Below are 18,950 nucleotides of genomic sequence, written 5' to 3' on the forward strand. Positions count from 1 at the left end.
CCCACCAGGCCTTTCGTGATTGGCGTCAGGTGCGCGGCCGCCGCGACCGTTACGGCGGGTCCCGGCCCGTCGGCTCACGGTGCGGGAGAGTGGTCCGGGCCGGCGGTGTGGTCGACACCGCCGGCCCGTTCGCTGTGCCGGCCGGCACTCGCGGCGTCGGCGCGCTGCGAGTGCCGGTGCTCCGGCTCGTCAGTACTTGCGGTTCGGCAGGGCCTCCTTGGCCTGCTCCTGCGTGAAGGTGGTCTCCTCGGTCTCGATGCGCGGGGCCACCTCCTCGCCGGCCTTCACCTTCTTGACCAGGTCCATCAGCTGGGGCCCGAGCAGCGGGCTGCACTCGGCGATGAAGTTGAACTTGCCGTCGGCCAGGGCCTGCATGCCGTCCTTGACCGCGTCGACGGTGATGATGGTGATGTCCTTGCCCGGCACCTTGCCGGCCGCCGTGATCGCTTCCAGCGCGCCCAGGCCCATGTCGTCGTTGTGCGCGAACAGCACGTCGATCTTCGGGTTGGCCTTGAGGAACTGCTCCATGACCTGCTTGCCGCCGGCACGGGTGAAGTCACCGCTCTGGGAGGCGATGATCTTCAGGTTGGGGTTGGTGGCGATCGCCTCCCCGAAGCCCTTCTTGCGGTCGTTGGCGGGCGCCGATCCGGTGGTGCCCTGCAGCTCCACGATGTTCACCGGGCCGGTCGCGGACTTGTTCTGCTCGACCAGCCACTCGCCGGCGAGCCGGCCCTCCTTCACGAAGTCGGAACCGATGAAGGTCTTGTAGAGCGACTTGTCGGCGGAGTCGACGGCCCGGTCGGTCAGGATCACCGGGATCTTGGCGTCCTTGGCCTCCTTGAGCACGGTGTCCCAGCCCGACTCCACCACGGGCGAGAAGGCGATGACGTCGACCTTCTGCTGGATGTAGTTGCGGATCGCCTTGATCTGGTTTTCCTGCTTCTGCTGGGCGTCGTCGAACTTCAGCTCGATGCCAGCCTCGCCGGCGGCCTCCTTGATGGAGTTGGTGTTCGCGGTACGCCAGCCGCTCTCGGCACCGACCTGCGAGAACCCGAGCACGATCTTGCCGTCGCCGCTCTTGCCGCCGTCGCCGCCGGTGTCGCTGTTCGAGCACGCGGTCAGCCCGGTGGCGAGCAGCCCGGCCGCCAGAATGGCGCCGAACCCGCGTCGGCTGATCGCATTGCCGGTGTTCATCATGTGACTCCTTACGAGGGTGAGGTGGGGTATCTAGCTGTGCCTGGCCGTGCCCGGCGTGCCGGAGAGCCAGGCCGTGGACGGTGCTCTGTTCAGGTGTGGCGTGCCAGCCGGAGCCGTGGGCGCCGGCTGGCGCCGGCCCGCGTTACCGGTTGGTGGACGGGGCCGGAGCCTGGCCGTATACGTTCTGGTAGCGCGCGTAGAGCGCGTCGACATCCGCGGCGGCGATGGGCGCCGGCTGGCCGAGCATCCTGGCCAGGTGTGCGGTGCGGGCCACGTCCTCGCACATCACCGCGGCCTTGACCGCTGACCTGGCGTTCGGGCCGATGGTGAAGACGCCGTGGTTGCGCATCAACACCGCCGGCGAGCGGTGCCCGGAGAGGGTGGCCACGATCCCTTTGCCGATGTCGTCACCGCCGATGAGGGCGAACGGGCCGACCGGGATCTCGCCGCCGAACTCGTCGGCCTGGGCGGTGAGGTGGCAGGGGATGGCCTCGCCCCGCGCGGCCCAGGCGGTCGCGTAGCTGCTGTGGGTGTGCACGACGCCACCGACCTCGGGCATCGACCGGTAGACGTAGGCGTGCGCGGCGGTGTCGCTCGACGGCGAGAAGTCACCCTCCACCACGACCCCGTCGAGGTCACAGACGACCATGTTGTCGGGCCGCAGGTCGTCGTAGGAAACCCCGCTCGGTTTGATCACCATCAGGTTCCGGCCAGGCACCCTTGCCGAGACGTTGCCGGCCGTCCAGGCCACCAGACCGTACCGGACGAGTTCGTTGTGCAGGGTGGCCACCGTCTCGCGCAGCCGCGCCACCTCGGCGCTGATGCCGAACTGCTGGCTCATGCCATCACCTCCAGGGGGAGCGCGACCTCGTCGGCCCGCGCGTGGTTGGCCGCCGACCGTGCGGCGTTACGGATGGCGCGTAGCCGCAGCAGCATGTCCTCGGCACCGCGGCCGAAGTGGTCGTGCAGCCGCCGGTACTCGGCGTAGAGCGCGTCGTAGGCACGAGCCCGCCCGGGATCGGGCAGGTAGGCGTTGCGTTCGACCCGGCCCATCGCCGCGGAGGCCGCGGACACGTCGGGGTAGGCGCCGGCCGCGACCGCCGCGTGGATCGCCGAGCCCAGCGCCGGCCCCTGCGCCGAGCCGATGATGCCCAGCGGCCGGTTGGTGACGTCGGCGTAGATCTGCATCAGCAGCGGGTTGCCGGTCAGTCCACCCGCGACGATCAGCTCCTTCACCGGCACCCGCGCGTCGGCGAACGCTTCGATGATCATGCGGGTCCCGTACGCGGTGGACTCCAGCAGTGCGCGGTAGATGTCGGCCGGCCGGGTGGCCAGGGTCAGCCCGACGATCACCCCGCTCAGGTCATGGTTGACCAGCAGCGATCGGTTGCCGTTCCACCAGTCCAGGGCCACCAGCCCGTGCGCGCCCACGGGCTGGGCAGCGGCCTGTTCGGTCAGCAGCTCGTGGGAGGCGAAGCCGTCAGGCGCGGCGTGTTCGACGTACCAGCCGAAGATGTCGCCGACCCCGCTCTGTCCTGCCTCGTATCCCCAGAGGCCGGCGCTGATGCCGCCGTCGACCACGCCGCACATGCCAGCCACCTCGGCCAGCTCCGTGCCGTTGACGACGTGGCAGGTGGAGGTGCCCATGATCGCGACCAGGCGGCCGGGTTCGATGGCCTGTGCGGCGGCGGCGGTGACGTGGGCGTCCACATTGCCGACCGCCACGGCGATGCCCTCGGGCAGCCCGGTCCACGCCGCCGCCTGACCGGTCAGCGCGCCGGCGCGGGCACCCAGGGCGGCCAGCGGACCGTCGATCTTCTGGACGAAGCCGGCGAAGCCCGGGTTCAGCGCGGCGAGGTAGTCCCGGGACGGGTAGCGGCCGTCCTGGTGGATGCCCTTGTATCCGGCGGTGCACACATTTCGGGTCTCGGCGCCGCACAGCTGCCAGACGATCCAGTCGGCGGCTTCGATCCACCGCTCGGCCCGGGCATAGATCTCGGGGTCTTCCTCCAGCAGCTGCAGTGCCTTGGCGTACTGCCATTCGGCGGAGATCTTGCCGCCGTAGCGCCCGATCCAGGGCTCCCCACGCTGGTGGGCCAGGGCGTTGATGCGGTCGGCCTGGGGCTGGGCGGCGTGGTGCTTCCACAGCTTGACGTAGGCGTGCGGGCGGGTGCGCAGGTCGGGCAGCTCGCACAACGGGGTGCCGTCGGCCAGGGTGGGCAGCACCGTGCAGGCCGTGAAGTCGATCCCGATCCCGATGACCTGCTGCGGGGTGACGCCGCTCGCGGCGAGCGCCGCGGGCACCGCGTGTCGCAGCACGTCCCGGTAGTCGTCGGGGTCCTGCAGGGCCCAGTCGGCCGGCAGCGGCTGCCCGTCGGCGGCCAGTTCGGAGTCCATGACACCGTGCCGGTAGGGGTGGACCGCCGTACCGAGTTCGACGCCGTCGCGAACCCGGACGACCAGTGCCCGCCCGGACAACGTGCCGTAGTCGACGCCGACGACGACCTGATCGTCGGTACCCGCCGAAGCAGTCATGACATCCTCCGCTCAGCTACTCGCTACAGTGTTAGCGCTCACATAGGATCCGTCAAGGGCTGTTTGGAAACGTCCTCGTAACGCCGCTCCTGCCGGTCGAAATCCAGCGACTACTCAGGAGACGGCGGCTCCCCGGTCCCTCGTGGAGCACGCACCACGGTATGCCACGCGGCATGTGTACGTTCACTGCAGCAGCGATCACGGCAACCGTGGCGATCCGAACAGGGGTGCCACCAGCGGGAAGCTGGCGGCTGTGCGCCATAGATGGTGCCGGATGTTACGGTGGACAAGGGTTCGGTTGCCCGCTGATCAGCCCATTGACATGCCTGTCAGCCCGGATTGGGGCCGCGCCCCTGTGCACGCTCACATACGAGGGCCGCGGCCCGGTCGATTCCACATCGGCCGGGCCGCGGCCTTTCACTCGGTGCGCCGAATAACTGCCGGCATCACCTACGGGGCGAGCTCATTCTTGGCCTTGGCAGCGCTCGAGACGACGCGGTCCTTCTCCGCCGCGGTGAACATGCCGGCCTGGACGAACGCGTCCGCAGTACGCGCGACCGCCGACTGGAAGCCGCCATGGTTGCTGAACGGCGCCTGGTCCCACACCAGGTCGAGGAAGGTCGGGCCGTCGGTGCCGGGCGAGGAGATGCCCGTCACGGGTACGTCGTAGTTCGGCAGGCCATCGTTGCGCTTGTAGTTGGGCACGCCGGTGTCGACGGACCCGAACACGATCGTCGGCTCGACCCGGCGGAAGTACGACGAGGCAGCCTGCGAGTCGCTGATGTAGTACGGCCGCAGGGTGAGGCCGTCCACGGTGAAGAGGGGGTCACCCGCCGCGGTGGTACTCGAGTGGGTGATGGCCGAGCGGGCGTAGTCCCCGTCCCGCTTCAGGTGACGGTAGAGGGACAGCTCGCGGTAGTTGCCGCCGCCCGGGTTGCCGAGGAGCTGCAGGAGGACGGGGCCCCAGAAGATCGCCTGGGTGTCGGGGCGGTCCAGCGCCCGCTCGATCCGGATGCTGAACGGCATCCGGATCTCGACGGTGTCGCCGGGCGCCCAGGTGCGGCTCAGCGTGACGTAGCTTCCCGGCTTGGCGTCGACGTTGGCGTCGACCCCGTTGACCGTGACGAAGTAGCCCCGCTGGGCCCAGCCCGGCACCCGCAGCTTGAGGTCGAGCTTGCCGCTGCCGTTGACGACCAGCTTCGTCCGGTCGTCGCGGGGGTAGCTCGTCTCCTGGGTGATGGTGAAGCCCTTCTCGGCCCAGGTCAGGGTGGACGGTGCGAACAGGTTGACCCACAGCGTGCTGCCGTCGGCCGACTTGAAGTAGATGGTCTCCTGGTACTTGGTGTGGTTCTCGACGCCAGTTCCGCCGCAGCAGGTGCCGGTGTTGCCGTAGCTGCGAGCGGTGCCCGGGGTCAACGGCTGGAAGTAGGTGACCTGCGGGTTGCTGACGCTCGTGCTGTCGGAACGCGAGCCGAGGATCATGTTGAGCAGGCCGCGCTCGTAGTAGTCCATGTAGGCCGGGTCGTGCTCGTGGAAGAACAGGTTACGGGCCAGCTTGATCATGTTGTACGTGGTGCAGGTCTCCGCACCGCCCTGGGCGATCGCGTTCGCGATGTTGTCCCGGTTCTGGAACATCTCGATGTTGTTGTTGGAACCGGGGTAGTTGCCGCCGGTCCCGCCGTGGGCGAACATGCGGTGCGGGACGACCATGCCGAAGAAGTTCTTCGCGGCCTGGAAGTACTCCTGGTCGCCGCTGTGCTCGTAGACGCGCAGGTACCCGACGAACTGCGGTACGTGCGAGTTGGCGTGCAGGCGGTCCGGGCGGCGACGACCGGGCCGGGTCTGCGGCGTCGTCACGAGGATGTCCCGGTTCTCGACGCAGGCGCCGAACAGCGACTCGCGGTTGTCGAAGGCCTTTGCCGTCTCCAGGTGCTTCGCGTCGCCGGTCAGCGCGTAGATTTCGGGGAACACCTCGCCGGCCCCACCGGACTCGCCGGCGATGTAGAGGTCCCACATGTAGTTCAGGTTGTCCCGGGTGATGGGGCCCTTGTAGGCGGGGTGGTTCTTGTCCCCGATGGTCAATGCGAGGTGGGCCCAGTTCGCCATCTTGACGACGACGTCGAGCGCCGTCTGGTTGTCCGTGTGGTAGTAGGCGTCGAGCAGGCCGCGCATGATCTTGTGCTGGGTGTACCAGGGAGCCCAGGTGTTGGTGGTGGCGTTGCCGCCGTAGACGGCCCAGCGCGGCGGCCCGAGCCGGAGCACCGCGTCCTCCGGGATCGCCCCGAGGTAGCCGGGGTGGGTCGGGATCCACAGCGTGGTCCCGGTGTCCTGCGCCGCCACGATGCCGGCGTCGCGGCCGTTGGGCGAGGAGTCCTTGAGGGTGGTGCCGCCGTCCTCGTCGAACCGGTACCAGGCGATGGTCCCGCCGCCGGTGGTCCCGGCCGGCGAGTCCAGCAGCGACTGCACCTCCGCCTGGCTCAGGGCGCGGTCGAAGACGTGGAACTCGTCGATGGTCGCGTCCAGGAACGGGTCGCCGTACTGCGATCGACCGATCCACCGGTTACCGGGGTTCCCCAGGTTGGACGGGTTGAGGGTCATGTTCGTGTTCTGGCCGGCCTGCTGGCCGTTCACGTACAGCGTTCCGGTGTTCTGCGACAGCGTGACGGCCAGGTGCACCCACTGGTTCGTCGGCAGCGCGGCGTTACCGTTGATCTGCTGTTCCGCACCGGAACCGCCGACCGTGATGGCGAACCTCGGCGCGTTGCCGGTGACGCCGGCGCGCGGGGTAAGGAACATGTTGACCGTGGTGTTCTGCCCGAAGTCGAACAGCCGGCTCCAGGTCTGGGTGGACGCGAGATTCACCCAGGTGGCGATGGTGAAGTTGGTGATCTGGCTGATCGCCTCCTGAGGAAGCGTCACGTGCTGCGCCTTGCTCGGTCCGTTCAGGCGCAGCCCGTTCCCGAAGCGACCCGCAACCCGGCCGATCTGCGGCTGCTGCGGATCCTCGCCGCCGGGGCCGCCGTTACCCATTCGGGCGGTGATCGCGGTCTGGCACGCCGCGAGCTCGTTGACCATCCAGTCGAGCTTGCTCTTGAAGATCGGCTCGCCCTGGTCGGCGTAGCCCTGCGCGAGGGCCGTCATGAAGTGCCCGGCCCAGTGGCCGCTGAGCAGGCCGCCGTCCTCCCAGCCCCCGGGGACGGAGACGCCGGCCGGGTTCGGCCGACCGGCCTGGTTGTTGAACAGGACGAGGAAGCGCCGCTCGTCGAACTGCCGGATGTAGTTCTTCGTCCGGTCGCGCTTCTCCTGCAGGAGACCGTTGCCCAGCTTCACCTCCCGCAGCTGGAAGGGCCGGACCGGTGCGGTACCGCCGGGGCCGGGATCGGCCGGGGCCGAGCTGAGCGCGGCCGAGCCGAGCTCGGCCGGGCCGGCGGCCGGCTCGGTGGTTGTCGCTGCCTGGGCAGCGGCCGCCGGGAGCACGCTGGCGCCGGCCACCGCGGCCACACCGATGGCTGACGCCTGAAGAATCTGACGCCGATTGACGGAACGCGGTTCGGTTTGAGTCACTTGGGTCGTCCTTCCACATGGGTGTGCGCTGGCCACTCGGCCAGGCTCCTGCTCGCTGTATCTAGCTCGAGATCCGCTGAACGGATCGGCTCCGGCCCAGGTGGGCAGCCCTCATCCAGGCCCGGCACGCCCAAGAGCGGTCGGGCGCCAGCTCCCCTCGGTACACGGTGATGACCAGCGGCCGGCCGGCAGCGGGCGGATGCCGCCGGGCCAGTTCGGGGCAGCCGTGCGGGGGGTTGTCGCTCGTTGGCGTTGCACCAGTTCGGCCGTCGGGTCGCCCTGCGCGTTCCCGCCCGGCAAGCCGGGCGAGGTCGTCGGTGGGTCGGAGCTACTGCATCGAACCTCCTCCATCAAACCCGTCATGCTGGTCCACAGAAGTCGGTGTCCATAGCGGCCACGAGAGGGACTGGGTCCTTGCGCAACGGAGCCCCTGATGACAGGCAGTGTGAGCGCTAACTCCGCGAGTCGTCAATCCCTACGTGGCAGTAAACTTGGGCCATTGACACATCCTGGAAACATATCTATGTTAGCGCTCAACCTCCTGGCTCGGCCTGACGTCGAGCTGTCCGAACTGCAGGCGGACCCGCGACGAGGCGACCAGGCGGGCGCCGGCGGACGTGCCCAAGGCGACCGCAGTACACGGTGGACTTTCGGTTCGAGGAGGCAGCGTGGCCGCCGATATCGGCATCTCCGAGCTGTGGGATCCGGCAGTCCGCCGTGACCCGCACAGGTTCTACGACCGGGTACGAGACAGCGGCCAGCCGGTACTCCAGGTCGATCCCGCAGGCAACCGGTTCTGGGTGATCGCAGGCTATGCCGACGTGCTGGCGGGCCTGCGCCACCCGGCGATCGGACACGAGGTGCACCGGCACTGCCCCCACATGGAGCAACCAGCCCCGGAGCACCGGTCGGAAGCGGCAAGGATCGAGGCTCGCCAGCTCATCAGCCTCGATCCGCCCGACCACACCCGCCTGCGGGGGCTGGTCAGCGGCGGTTTCACGGCGCGGGCGGTGGCCCGGTTGGAGCCCTGGATCACCGACCTCGCCGATCGGCTGGTCGCACAGGCCCGCGAGCGCGGGCGCATCGACGGGGTGCGCGATCTCGCCGACCCGGTGCCGGTCAACGTCATCGCGGAGCTGGTGGGCGTCCCGGAGCCGGACCGGGGGCGGTTCCGGGCGTGGTCGGCCGCGATCGTGTCGGCCAGCATCGACGGCCCAGCGGCCACCGCCGAGTTCGGGGCGTACCTCGACGACCTGGCGGCCCAGCGCCGGGCGGCACCGACCGACGACCTGATTTCGCAGCTGGTGGCCCTGGAGGAGGGGGGTGACCGGCTCGATCGCGACGAGTTGGTGGCGTTGGTGCAGCTGCTGCTCGTCGCCGGTCAGGAGACAACCGTCGACCTGATCGTCAATGGCATTCGCCTGCTGCTCACCCACCCCGAACAATGGCAGGACCTGCGGAAGGACCCGTCGCTGGCGGCGGCGGTGGTCGAGGAGACGCTCAGATACCGGGGGCCGGTCGAGATCGTGCCACCGCGATTCGCCTTCCGGGACATCGAGATCGCCGGCGGCCGGATCCCCGCGTTCGATCGGGTGGGGCTGTCGTTGTGGGGAGCCAACCGTGACCCTTCGGTGTTCGACCGGCCGCACGTGTTCGACATCCACCGCACCGACGTTCGCAAACACATCGCCTTCGGGCACGGGATCCACTTCTGCCTCGGCGCTCACCTGGCCCGGCTGGAGAGCCGCATCATGTTCGAACGGATCGCGCAACAGCTTCCCGGCCTGCGGCTCGCGGTCGATCCCGCTGACCTCGACGGCTTCCGGCTGCACCAGGACGGACTGCCGCTGCAGGTGTGACGCGCGGCGTTCGGCCTGGCAGGACCCGGACCGTTGCGACGTTGGATGGCTGGAATCCCACCGAAGTTTCGTCAGCTGTCGGGTGCTCCGCCCGGGGCCGGCCGCTACGGTCGGGTGGCCGGCAGAGAGGTCGGTGAATGAAGGCTGCGGAGGTGGCTTTCCGCAGGCAGACGGCCGCACGGGGTTCAGTCGATATCGGGGGAGCGGCCGGCCCCGTAAGGGACGGCGTTCGGTCGGGTGGCTGGTCACCTCAGCCATGGCACGAACCGGCTCCGACTGAGCGAGCCTCACCGCTCACGTCGGACCGGAGCCGGGTCGCATTGACAACTGTGGCGGGCGGTCCGCCGTTCGGGATCGCCAGCTGACGATAGGAAGGGACTCAGAATGGTGCGACGAAGGGTGCGCCCGCGGGCGAGCGGCCTGACGGCCGCGTCGGGCGTGATGGCGTTGGCGCTTTCGCTGGGGATCGCGGGGCCGGCTGTTGCCAGCCCGGACGAGGTCGGGCCGGTCTTCGTGGACGGGCAGGCGCAGATCGTCCCCGAGTTCGCGAGCTCCAGCGGCTGGATCCGGCAGCAGCTGTGGGTGGAGACCGAGTTCGACTCCGACGGCGACGGCAAGCTCGACCGCATGCACGTCGACGTCACCAGGCCGGGGCAGACCGCACAGGGGTTGAAGGTGCCGGTCGTCTACGAGTCGAGCCCCTATTACGCCGGTACGGCGTCGACCCAGTCGCAGTACTTCTGGAACGTGCGGCAGGAGCTCGGCGAGCAGCCGCCGGCCCGCACCTCGCCGCCGCCGATCACCCACCAGCCGAACCGGACCCAGGTGTCCACGAGCGAAGTCAGCACCTGGGTGCCGCGCGGGTTCGCCGTGGTCCACTCCGACTCCCCGGGCACCGGGCTGTCGCAGGGCTGCCCGACGGTCGGGGACGTGAACGAGTCGCTGGCGCCGAAGGCGGTGATCGACTGGCTGAACGGTCGAGCCAAGGGCTACACCAGCGTCAGTGGGGACCAGGAGGTCTCGGCGACCAGTTGGGCGACCGGCAAGGTCGGCATGACCGGTACGTCGTACAACGGCACCCTGCCGCTCGCGGCCGCGACCACCGGTGTCGACGGTCTTGAGGCGATCATCCCGATCGCGCCGAACACCTCCTACTACCACTACTACCGCTCCAACGGCCTGGTCCGGAATCCTGGCGGTTGGCTCGGCGAGGACATCGACTACCTCTTCGACTACATCAGCAGCGGCTACCCCGACCGCCGGGCGTACTGCATCGAGAAGGTCCGGGTCGGCGAGATGAACCGGTTCCAGGACCGGGCGAACGGCGACTACAACGACTTCTGGGCCGGTCGGGACTACATCCACGCCGTCGGCGGCGTGAAGGCCGCCACCCTGATGGCGCACGCGTTCAACGACTGGAACGTGGTGCCTGAGCACAGCGTGCGGATCCTCGAGGCGCTGAAGGCGCAGGGCACGCCGGTGCAGGCGTACTACCACCAGGGTGGGCACGGAGGCGCCCCGCCGATGGACATGCGCAACCGGTGGTTCACCCGCTACCTGTACGGCGTCCAGAACGGTGTCGAGAACGACGCGCGGGCCTGGGTGGTGCGCAACGAGACCGGGGCCAGCGTGCTCACCCCGTACGCGGACTACCCCAACCCGGCCGCGGCGCCGGTCACCATGGTCCTGAAGCCCGGCGGTAACACCACCGGCGAACTGACCTCGTTGGCGCGGCCCGGCAAGGGCGTCGAGTCGCTGGTCGACGCGGGCAACACCGCCTGCAACGCCGGCACGCTGGCCACCACGGTGTCCGACCAGCGGCTGCTCTACGTGACGCCGGAACTCACCGCGCCGGTGCACATCTCCGGCACGGCGTCGGTGACGCTGCGGATGAGCGCGAGCAAGCCGGCGGCGAACCTGTCGGTGGCCCTGGCGCGGCTGCCGTGGACCAGCGCATCGGGCTGCACGTCGAGCACCCAGAGCAGCACGACGAGCATCATCACCCGTGGCTGGGCCGACCCGCAGAACCGCCACTCGCTGAGGGTGAGCGAGCCGCTGGTGCCCGGTGAGTTCGTCGACGTGACCGTGCCGCTGCAGCCGGACGACCAGGTCATCCCGGCGGGCTACCGGATCGGCCTGATGGTCTTCTCCACCGACCGCGAGTTCACCCTGCAGCCCGCCCCGGGCACGGTGCTCAACGTCGACCTGGCCGCGACGTCCCTGCGGCTGCCCGTGGTCGGCGGGCCGCTGGCGATGTCGACCTGTGCGACCACCGACACCCGGGCGACCGTGGTGATCGGCGGCGTCGACAGCGGTGTGCCCAACAAGCCGCTGGCCGGCAACTGCACGATCAACGACCACATCCTCGATGGGGAGCGGTGGTCGAACCACGGCGAGTTCGTGACGCATGTCAACGAGGTCGTGGACCAGCTCGTCGCGGCTGGAGCGGTCCCGTCCGACAAGCGCGGGTCCATCGTGTCGGCGGCCGCCAGGTCGCGCGTCGGCAAGTGACGAAATAGCACGGAAGCTTCCGTGGGCGCCGCCCGTCGTGACGTTGGACAGGCGGCGCCCACGGAAGTCCGCATCAGGTAGCTGGTGATTCCCGACCGGTGCGGCACATGGCCGGCGGGAACTGCCGACGGATGAGAGTGAGGTGGACAGCCAGTGAGATTCAAGGTCGCGATCTTCGCGGCGCTCGCCCTGGTGGCCGGCCTGCTGACCGGCACCGGCCCGGCGAGCGGCGCTCCGGCGGACGGCCCGCCGATGCCATTGCCCAGCCCGAAGGTCCATCCGATTCAGGTCACCGGCCCGGCGACCGAGCGGCTGAATCTGATCATCATGGGTGACGGCTACCAGTGGGACCAGCAGAAGCTCTTCCTCCAGGACGTGGACCGCAACCTGGCCGTCATGTGGGCCACGGAACCGTTCCGGACTTATCGCGACTACATCAACGTGTACGCGGTGGAGATCGCCTCGATCGACTACGGCGTCCGGTGCGACCCGGACGGCCGGGTCCGCAACCCGGACGGCACGATCCGGGACACCGGTCAGCGTGAGGGTCCGATCGACGCCAAGAACACCGCCCTGCGCATGATCTACCAGGCCGGCTGCAGCGACCCGCTGTCGCGCGGCACCGTCTACGGTGGCGCCCCGGTCAACTGTCAGAACTACGCCGCCTACTACCCGCCGGGTGTGAACCCGTGCGAGACCGGGAACCAGGCGCACAACCGGATCCTCGACAACTACGTCGCGCCGGTCCTGGGTATCCCGCGCACGGCGCAGAACCTGCAGACCCTTGCGATTTTCAACACGTTCACCTATGGCGGGATCGGCGGCACCCAGGCGACGACCTCCGGCGGCTCGCCGCAGGGCCCGCTGATCTCGCTGCACGAGATCGGCCACTCGCTCGGCACGCTGGTTGACGAGTACCCGTACTCCTCCCGCGACGTGGTGCGGCCCTGCTACACCGGCGGCGAGCCCAGCAGCTTCCACCACACCACCTACACCGACCCGCAGAAGATGGTCGAGGACCAGCAGAAGTGGTGGCGGTGGGTCGGCGAGGAGAGCCTGTCGGGCGGCACGATCGGGGCGCACGAGGGCGGCGGCATGTACCCGTGCGGCCAGCGCCGGCCGAGCGAGCACTCGATGATGCGCTGGATCGGGTTCGACTTCGACCAGATCGGCCTCGAGCACATGGTCGCCCGGGTGACCGGTATGCGTAACTCCGGGCAGATGAACGTCCGGAACACCCCGCTCGGCACCGTGGCGTCCGACAGCGTGCTGTGGGTCGAGCCCGGGCAGCCGCGTTACCACGAGCTCCAGGTCACCTGGCGAGTCGGTGGCCCGAACGGCACCGTGCTCGACACGCACAACAGCAGCAACCTCGACCTCGGCGAGCTGGACCTGCCCGCCGGGACCGTGGTGCACGTCGAGGTGCGGGACCCGGTGGGGCCGGACGGCATCGACTGGGTCCGCAACCCGTCGACCAACAACACGGCCACCAACTCGGGCTACAACGGGTCGCGGTTCGTGCAGACCCGGCAGTGGACGGTGGGTGACACCAGGGCGACGGCGTCGTCGCCGGCCGCGACCATCACCGGCTCCACGCCGAACACCCAGCCGGTCGCCGGCGACGAGGTGGTCTACGTGCGGACCAACCACCCGAACGACCGGATCCTCGATGTGGCCTGGTCGCTCGACGGCAAGGCGCTGCCGAACCCGCACAACAGCCGTAACCTCGACCTCGGCGCGCTGAAGCTGGCGTCGGGCGCCCACAAGCTGGCCGCGGTGGTGACCGACCCGGCCGATGCGGGCGGGGTCTCCGACCGGATCGAGTGGACCGTCGACAACGCCCGGCCGACCGCGCCGCGCACCCTGTCGGCGCCGCTGACCCGGCTCGCGGGCAACCTGGAGCACCCGGTGTACTTCGATGGCTGGGACATGTGGCTGGACCCGCAGGACGACCACACCGGCTACGACGAGGACCGCTACGTCGTCGGCCAGCTCCGGCTGGACAAGGACGGGTGGTTCAACTACTTCGGGTTCCCGGAGCAGCCGATGCCCGAAACTCCGTTCCAGTTCCGTCACTCGGGCACGAACATCAAGGCCCTGACGTACGGCAACCTCGGCACCGGCGGCCTGTCGAAGGCGGCGTTCGAGCAGACCCTGCCGGACAACCACCCGAGCGGCGGGTTCGTGCCGGGCTTCGGCACGCACCTGGTCGAGCACCGAGCCATCGACGCGGCCGGCAACATCGGTGAGCCGAGCGCCTACAAGGCCACGGTGCTGCCGGGCTCGTCGCCCGACTGCACTCGGACGCTGACCGGCCAGCAGCCGCGGGTCGTGGTCAGCGAGGGCGTGACCTGCCTCAAGGGCGCCCAGGTGAGCGGCGGGGTGTCGGTGCGTCCGGGCGCCTCGCTGGTGGTCAGCGACAGCTCGATCAACGGCGGGCTGAAGGCGGCCGGCGCTCAGGCGGTGCAGCTGTTCGGCAGCACGGTGAACGGCAGCTCCCGGATCACCGGAACCACGCGGGACGTGACGATCGCCGGCAGCACCTTCAACGGCGATTTCACGCTGTCGGACAACGCCCAGGTGACCGCCAACGAGCGGTTCAGCCGGCTTGCCGGCGCCTACGGGCCGATCCTGGTCGGTAGCCGGGTCAACGGTTCGCTCAGCTGCGCCGGCAACAGCGCGGCGGTCAAGGACTTCGGCGCACCGAACATCGTGAACGGTACCAAGGGCGGTGACTGCGCGGCTCTGTAGCGCATCGTCGCAACAATAGGAACACGTGGTGGGCCGGCAATCGCCGGCCCACCACTTTTCCATTGTCGGCGATGAGGTGCATCGCTTGCCGAGGAATGGAGCACCTGTCGATACGACAGTGGTTCGATACGTCGGCGAGAAACCGCGACGATTGTAGATAGTTAGCCTGGTGAATGAAAGAATAGGATTCTGGACAAGATCCCTTTCGCGGCGGTGTCCGCCGGACGGCGGCCCCTGCCGCGGATCTGCTGTGTCCAGAAACGGAGGAAGCCGCTATGGCCAGGCGTTTGTCGACCGCCATCGCGCTTGGTGCACTCGTCGTGCCCAGCGTCATGGTCGTCGAGTCATCCGCGTACGCGAACGAGTCGGTGGAGAGGCAGGTCGACCTGTCGGTCGGGCTGTCCGACCACATCAATTTGGCCGGCACCGGGTTGGTGCCGGCAGTCCTGCGGAGCACCGCGGCATTCGACGCCACCGCCGTGGAGCCCGGAAGTGTCCTGCTCGGTACGCCCGAGGCCGGGGGTGCCTCGCCCGCGAAATCGGCAGACGGCGCGGTGGTCGCGACGAAAAGGGATATCGACGGCGATGGCCGTGATGACCTCGTGCTGCACTTCGACAAGGCGGATCTCACGAGCGACGGCGGACTGGGCCCGGACAGTGCCGAATTGACGTTGTCCGGTCGGCTGTCCGACGGTCACGAGATCACGGGTACCGACCACGTCGACACGGAGGTCGCATTCGAGATCAAGTTCGCCGAGTCGCTCAAGATTCGTGGTGCGAACTCCGCCCTACGCAGCGAGCAGGGCCAGAGCCTGTCGCGGGTCGAGAGTGTCCTCGACCGGCACGGCCGGGTCCGAGACCTCGAACCGATGGTGCAGACGGTTTCCTCCGCCGAGCTGACCGAGCTCGCCGACGAGGCGGAAGAGCGCACCGGCGAGGCCGTGCCCGACATGTCCTCCTGGTACCGCCTCACCATGCCCTCCGGGGTGGACGCCGAGGCCGTTCTGGCCGAGCTCGCGGCGCTGCCCGAGGTCGCGCACGTCTATCCGGTGCCGGAGCCGGTTCCGCCGCCGTCGACCACGCCGGACTTCACCGGTCGGCAGGGCTACCTCCGCCCGGCGCCGACCGGGATCGACGCCGACTTCAGCCGCCGCGACCCGCGGCTGCGCGGTGCCGGAATCAAGGTGGCAGACCTCGAGTACGACTGGAACCCGTTCCACGAGGATCTGCAACTGGACTGGTCGAGCGACCTGGGCGGCGACGACTTCCCGCGCTACACGGGCTTCGCCGACGAGCACGGCACCGCGGTGTTCGGCATCATGGCCGGCCGTGACAACGAGTACGGGGTCACCGGCGGCGTGCCCGACGCGCAGTTCTACGGCATCTCGCCGAACCAGCGGCTGGCCAACGGTCGCACGTCGTGGAACCCGGGGCCGGCGCTGGTCTACCTGGCCGCCAACGGCGGTCTGCGGCCCGGGGATGTCGTGCTGCTGGAGCAGCAGACCTCCAGCCCGCTCGGCGGCACCCGATATGCCCCGCTGGAGTGGATCCCGGCGGTGTTCGACGCGATCAAGCTGCTGACCGGGCTGGGCGTCACCGTGGTCTCGACCGGCGGTAACGGCAACACCAACTCCGACGACCCGATGTACGTCCGCAACGGCATCCGCTGGTTCGACCCGGCCGTGCAGCACTCCGGCTCGATCATGGTCGGAGCCGGTAGCAGCACCGACCACTCGCGGCTCAGCTTCTCCAACTACGGCACCCGGTTCGACCTGCAGGGCTGGGGGCAGAACATCACCACCACGGGGAGTAACGGAAATCTGCAGGGTGGCACGAACCCCGCCAACCTCAACGTCCGCTACACGCAGTCGTTCGGTGGCACGTCGGGCGCCGGGCCGGTCGTGACGAACGCCGTGGTGGCCATCCAGTCGTATCTCAAGGCCACCGGGCAGGAGCCCTGGACCGCCCAGAAGATCGTCGAGGTGCTGCGGGCCACCGGCACGCCGCAGGGCGGGAACACGGCGGGTGAGCAGATCGGGCCGCTGCCCAACCTGGAGGCCGCCCTCAAGATGATCGAGGTCGACGCGCCGGTCTCGACCATTGCCCTGAGCCACCATGCCAACAGCAACGTGCCCTGGGTGGCCAACCCGCTGGTGACCCTGAGCGCCGACGACGGCTGGGGCGTCGGTGTCGCTCGCATCGAGTACCGCCTCGATGGCGGGCCGTGGACGCAGTACCAGGCGCCGTTCCGGGTGAAGGGACCGGGCAAGCGCACGATCGAGTACCGGGCGACCGACAACAAGGGCAACGTCGAGAAGGTTAACACGTTGACCTTCAACAACCCCGAGGTGCCGGTTCACCAGTAGTTCCCCTCCGGGCCCACCTCGGTCAGGTTGCCGAGGTGGGCCCGGCTGCTGGCCGGGTCCGTGCGCGCTGCCCCTCGACCACTGTGGACGTCGAACAGCGCCGCGGGGACGTTGGCAAAGCTAAGTTCTTGACCACCTCGCCCTGCTGCGGTGTGATAGTGCAATAGCACCCCTTGATCACTCGGGCCCGATGCCGTCCACAGGTCGTCGGGCCCGGCTCGAGGGTGCCCGACCGGGTGGTATCTCCGGCGCAATGATCCGAAGTTCTCCCGGATGTCACGCACGAGCGTCACACAGAAAGGGAACGTTGTGACAGAACAGCTCATCCCAAGACGAACGCCCTGGCGGCGGAAGTGGCGGCACCTGGTCGCCGCGGCGGGTGCCGTCGTCCTCCTGCTTGCCACCCCGGTGCAGCCCGGGTACGCGGCGCCCACCGCGGGCTCGGACAAGCTCCAGCCTGTCGACCCGCAGAACTGGAAAAACCAGTACGACATGACGTGGGAGGACTGGAAGGACATTCCGAACACGCAGTGGAATGACCCGAACGTCAAGCCGTCGGTGCGGGGTCTGAAGATCGCCCTGGTCGCGGTCGACTTCGCCGACCAGCCGTTCGTGATCACCCAGCCGAAGAAGAGCGACGCGTTCGGCAACCCTCAGATCGACCCGATCAGTCGCGCTGAGGTCCCGGATTTCTACCGGGACTACTACATGCAGCCGAACGAGCTCAACCACGGGCGCACCATCCACGAGTACTGGATGGAGCAGAGCCGTGGTCAGTTCGGGGTCGACACCCTCGACACCTTCGGCCCCTACAAGATGCCCCGTAACCTCTTCGAGTACGGCCTGAACGAGTGGAACCAGCAGTCCGCCTGCCCGAAGGGGTTCACCTGTAACGGCAACCTCGACAACGACGCGGCGAACGCCTGGCGCACCGATCAGAAGTGCACCGGCAACTGCGGCTACGACGTGATACTCCGGGTCTATGCCGGATATGACGAGACGAGCATCTGGCAGGAATTCGGCGAGATGATGTTCCAGAACAAGGAGGACATCCCCGACGAGTGGGGCCCGCCGGCCGAGTTCAACAAGGACGGCACCCTGCCGAACTGGGCGCCGACCCGCTATGTCGAGTGGACGTCGTGGAAGGCGGCCGCCCAGCAGTGGGGCCTGTCATCGATTCGCCAGGGTGAGAGCTCCGGCACGATCACCCACGAGATGGGCCATTTCTTCTTCCGGATCGGGGACAACAACAACAACCCGTTCTCCCACCGGCAGAACCCGCCACAGCCGCTCCACCGGGTCGGCTCGGCACCGTGGGACATGATGGACCGGGGTTCGTTCAACGGTCCCGGTGGCCACCACCAGCGCTGGGTCGTCCCGCCGAGCCAGGGTGGGTGGAGCCCGGCCGGTCTGATGCTCCGCAACAAGATCAACATGGGTATCGTTCCGGACCAGAACGTGCTCCGCATCAGCCGCCAGGCGCTGGCCGACTCCGGCGTCGTCGTCGCGAACGTGACCGCCCGGGCGGTTGACCCGGGGCCGCAGGGTGTCTCCGGTGTCCGGATCGCCCTGGACGGTCCGGGCCGGGCCGACCGTACCCCGGACTGCAACATCAACACGGATCCGTTCTGCCACGGCAACACCGGCTGGGACGACTACACCGTCGAGGTCGTGGACCGGATGGGCTTCGACTCGTTCACCCCGGACAACGGCGTCCTGATCGCGAAGAACAAGACCCGGGAGAGCAACACCTGCGGTTACAACTGCTTCGACTGGGTGGTCGACGCCAACCCGCAGGACATCAACATGATCGACTACTACTCGCCCGACGGCACCCCGGTGATGGCCACCATCGCCGACCACCGTCAGCTCAACGACGCCCTTTTCCACGCCGGGACCGACTCCGGCTCCAAGTACGAGTACGTGGACGAGGCGAACCGGCTGCACGTCTACGTGCTGGACCTGCGCCGCGACGCCGACGGGATCCTGTCCTACACGGTCGCCGTCCGGTCGCTGGACGGATCCGGGCCGAACGCGCGCGGTGTGGCGCTCGGCCAGCCCGTCAAGCAGGGCGTCACCCCGTCACGGACCGCGCAGTGCACGTTCCCGCTGAGCAACACCGGCGCGGCGGGCGTCACGGCGGGGCACCCCCGCGACGTGACGAAGT

The 18,950-nt window shown here is 68.8% G+C and carries 9 protein-coding genes; 5 read left to right on the plus strand and 4 right to left on the minus strand.

Annotation, left to right across the window (positions count from 1 at the left end):
* Nucleotides 1–189: 189 nt before the first annotated feature.
* The 4 genes from ACNAVT_RS07720 to ACNAVT_RS07735 all read right to left on the minus strand — a co-directional run bounded on the left by ACNAVT_RS07720 (nucleotide 190) and on the right by ACNAVT_RS07735 (nucleotide 7,224).
* The gene (locus tag ACNAVT_RS07720; RefSeq protein WP_416294162.1) at nucleotides 190–1,194 is read right to left on the minus strand and encodes an ABC transporter substrate-binding protein; all 1,005 of its coding nucleotides are present in this window, start codon (nucleotides 1,192–1,194) and stop codon (nucleotides 190–192) included.
* A 145-nt stretch (nucleotides 1,195–1,339) separates the two neighbouring features.
* Entirely contained in the window at nucleotides 1,340–2,038 is a 699-nt protein-coding gene (locus tag ACNAVT_RS07725) for an L-ribulose-5-phosphate 4-epimerase (RefSeq protein WP_416294164.1), read from the minus strand.
* Complete coding sequence (gene araB, locus ACNAVT_RS07730; RefSeq protein ID WP_416294165.1) at nucleotides 2,035–3,732, minus strand: ribulokinase; 1,698 nt, start codon at nucleotides 3,730–3,732, stop codon at nucleotides 2,035–2,037. The genes ACNAVT_RS07725 and araB overlap by 4 nt, the downstream gene beginning before the upstream one ends.
* 450 nt (nucleotides 3,733–4,182) lie before the next feature.
* Nucleotides 4,183–7,224 (minus strand): beta-L-arabinofuranosidase domain-containing protein, encoded by a 3,042-nt coding sequence (locus tag ACNAVT_RS07735; RefSeq protein ID WP_416294167.1) that lies wholly within the window; start codon nucleotides 7,222–7,224, stop codon nucleotides 4,183–4,185.
* A 740-nt stretch (nucleotides 7,225–7,964) separates the two neighbouring features.
* Between ACNAVT_RS07735 and ACNAVT_RS07740 the strand changes: the two genes are divergently transcribed.
* The 5 genes from ACNAVT_RS07740 to ACNAVT_RS07760 all read left to right on the plus strand — a co-directional run.
* Nucleotides 7,965–9,155: a cytochrome P450 gene (locus ACNAVT_RS07740; RefSeq protein ID WP_416294169.1), complete on the plus strand. Its 1,191-nt coding sequence runs from the start codon at nucleotides 7,965–7,967 to the stop codon at nucleotides 9,153–9,155.
* A gap of 384 nt (nucleotides 9,156–9,539) precedes the next feature.
* A complete protein-coding gene (locus tag ACNAVT_RS07745) occupies nucleotides 9,540–11,666 on the plus strand; it encodes a Xaa-Pro dipeptidyl-peptidase (protein ID WP_416294171.1) in 2,127 nt (708 codons plus the stop codon).
* Between the two features lie 153 nt (nucleotides 11,667–11,819).
* Nucleotides 11,820–14,417 (plus strand): M64 family metallopeptidase, encoded by a 2,598-nt coding sequence (locus ACNAVT_RS07750; protein WP_416294172.1) that lies wholly within the window; start codon nucleotides 11,820–11,822, stop codon nucleotides 14,415–14,417.
* A 275-nt stretch (nucleotides 14,418–14,692) separates the two neighbouring features.
* Nucleotides 14,693–16,783, plus strand: a complete 2,091-nt coding sequence (locus ACNAVT_RS07755) for an OmpL47-type beta-barrel domain-containing protein (RefSeq protein ID WP_416294173.1) — start codon at nucleotides 14,693–14,695, stop codon at nucleotides 16,781–16,783.
* Between the two features lie 309 nt (nucleotides 16,784–17,092).
* On the plus strand, nucleotides 17,093–18,950 hold a 1,858-nt coding region (locus tag ACNAVT_RS07760; protein ID WP_416294175.1), incomplete at its 3' end, for a peptidase M6.

It is taken from the genome of Micromonospora sp. SL4-19 (assembly GCF_047921475.1).
Taxonomy (GTDB): Bacteria; Actinomycetota; Actinomycetes; order Mycobacteriales; family Micromonosporaceae; genus Micromonospora.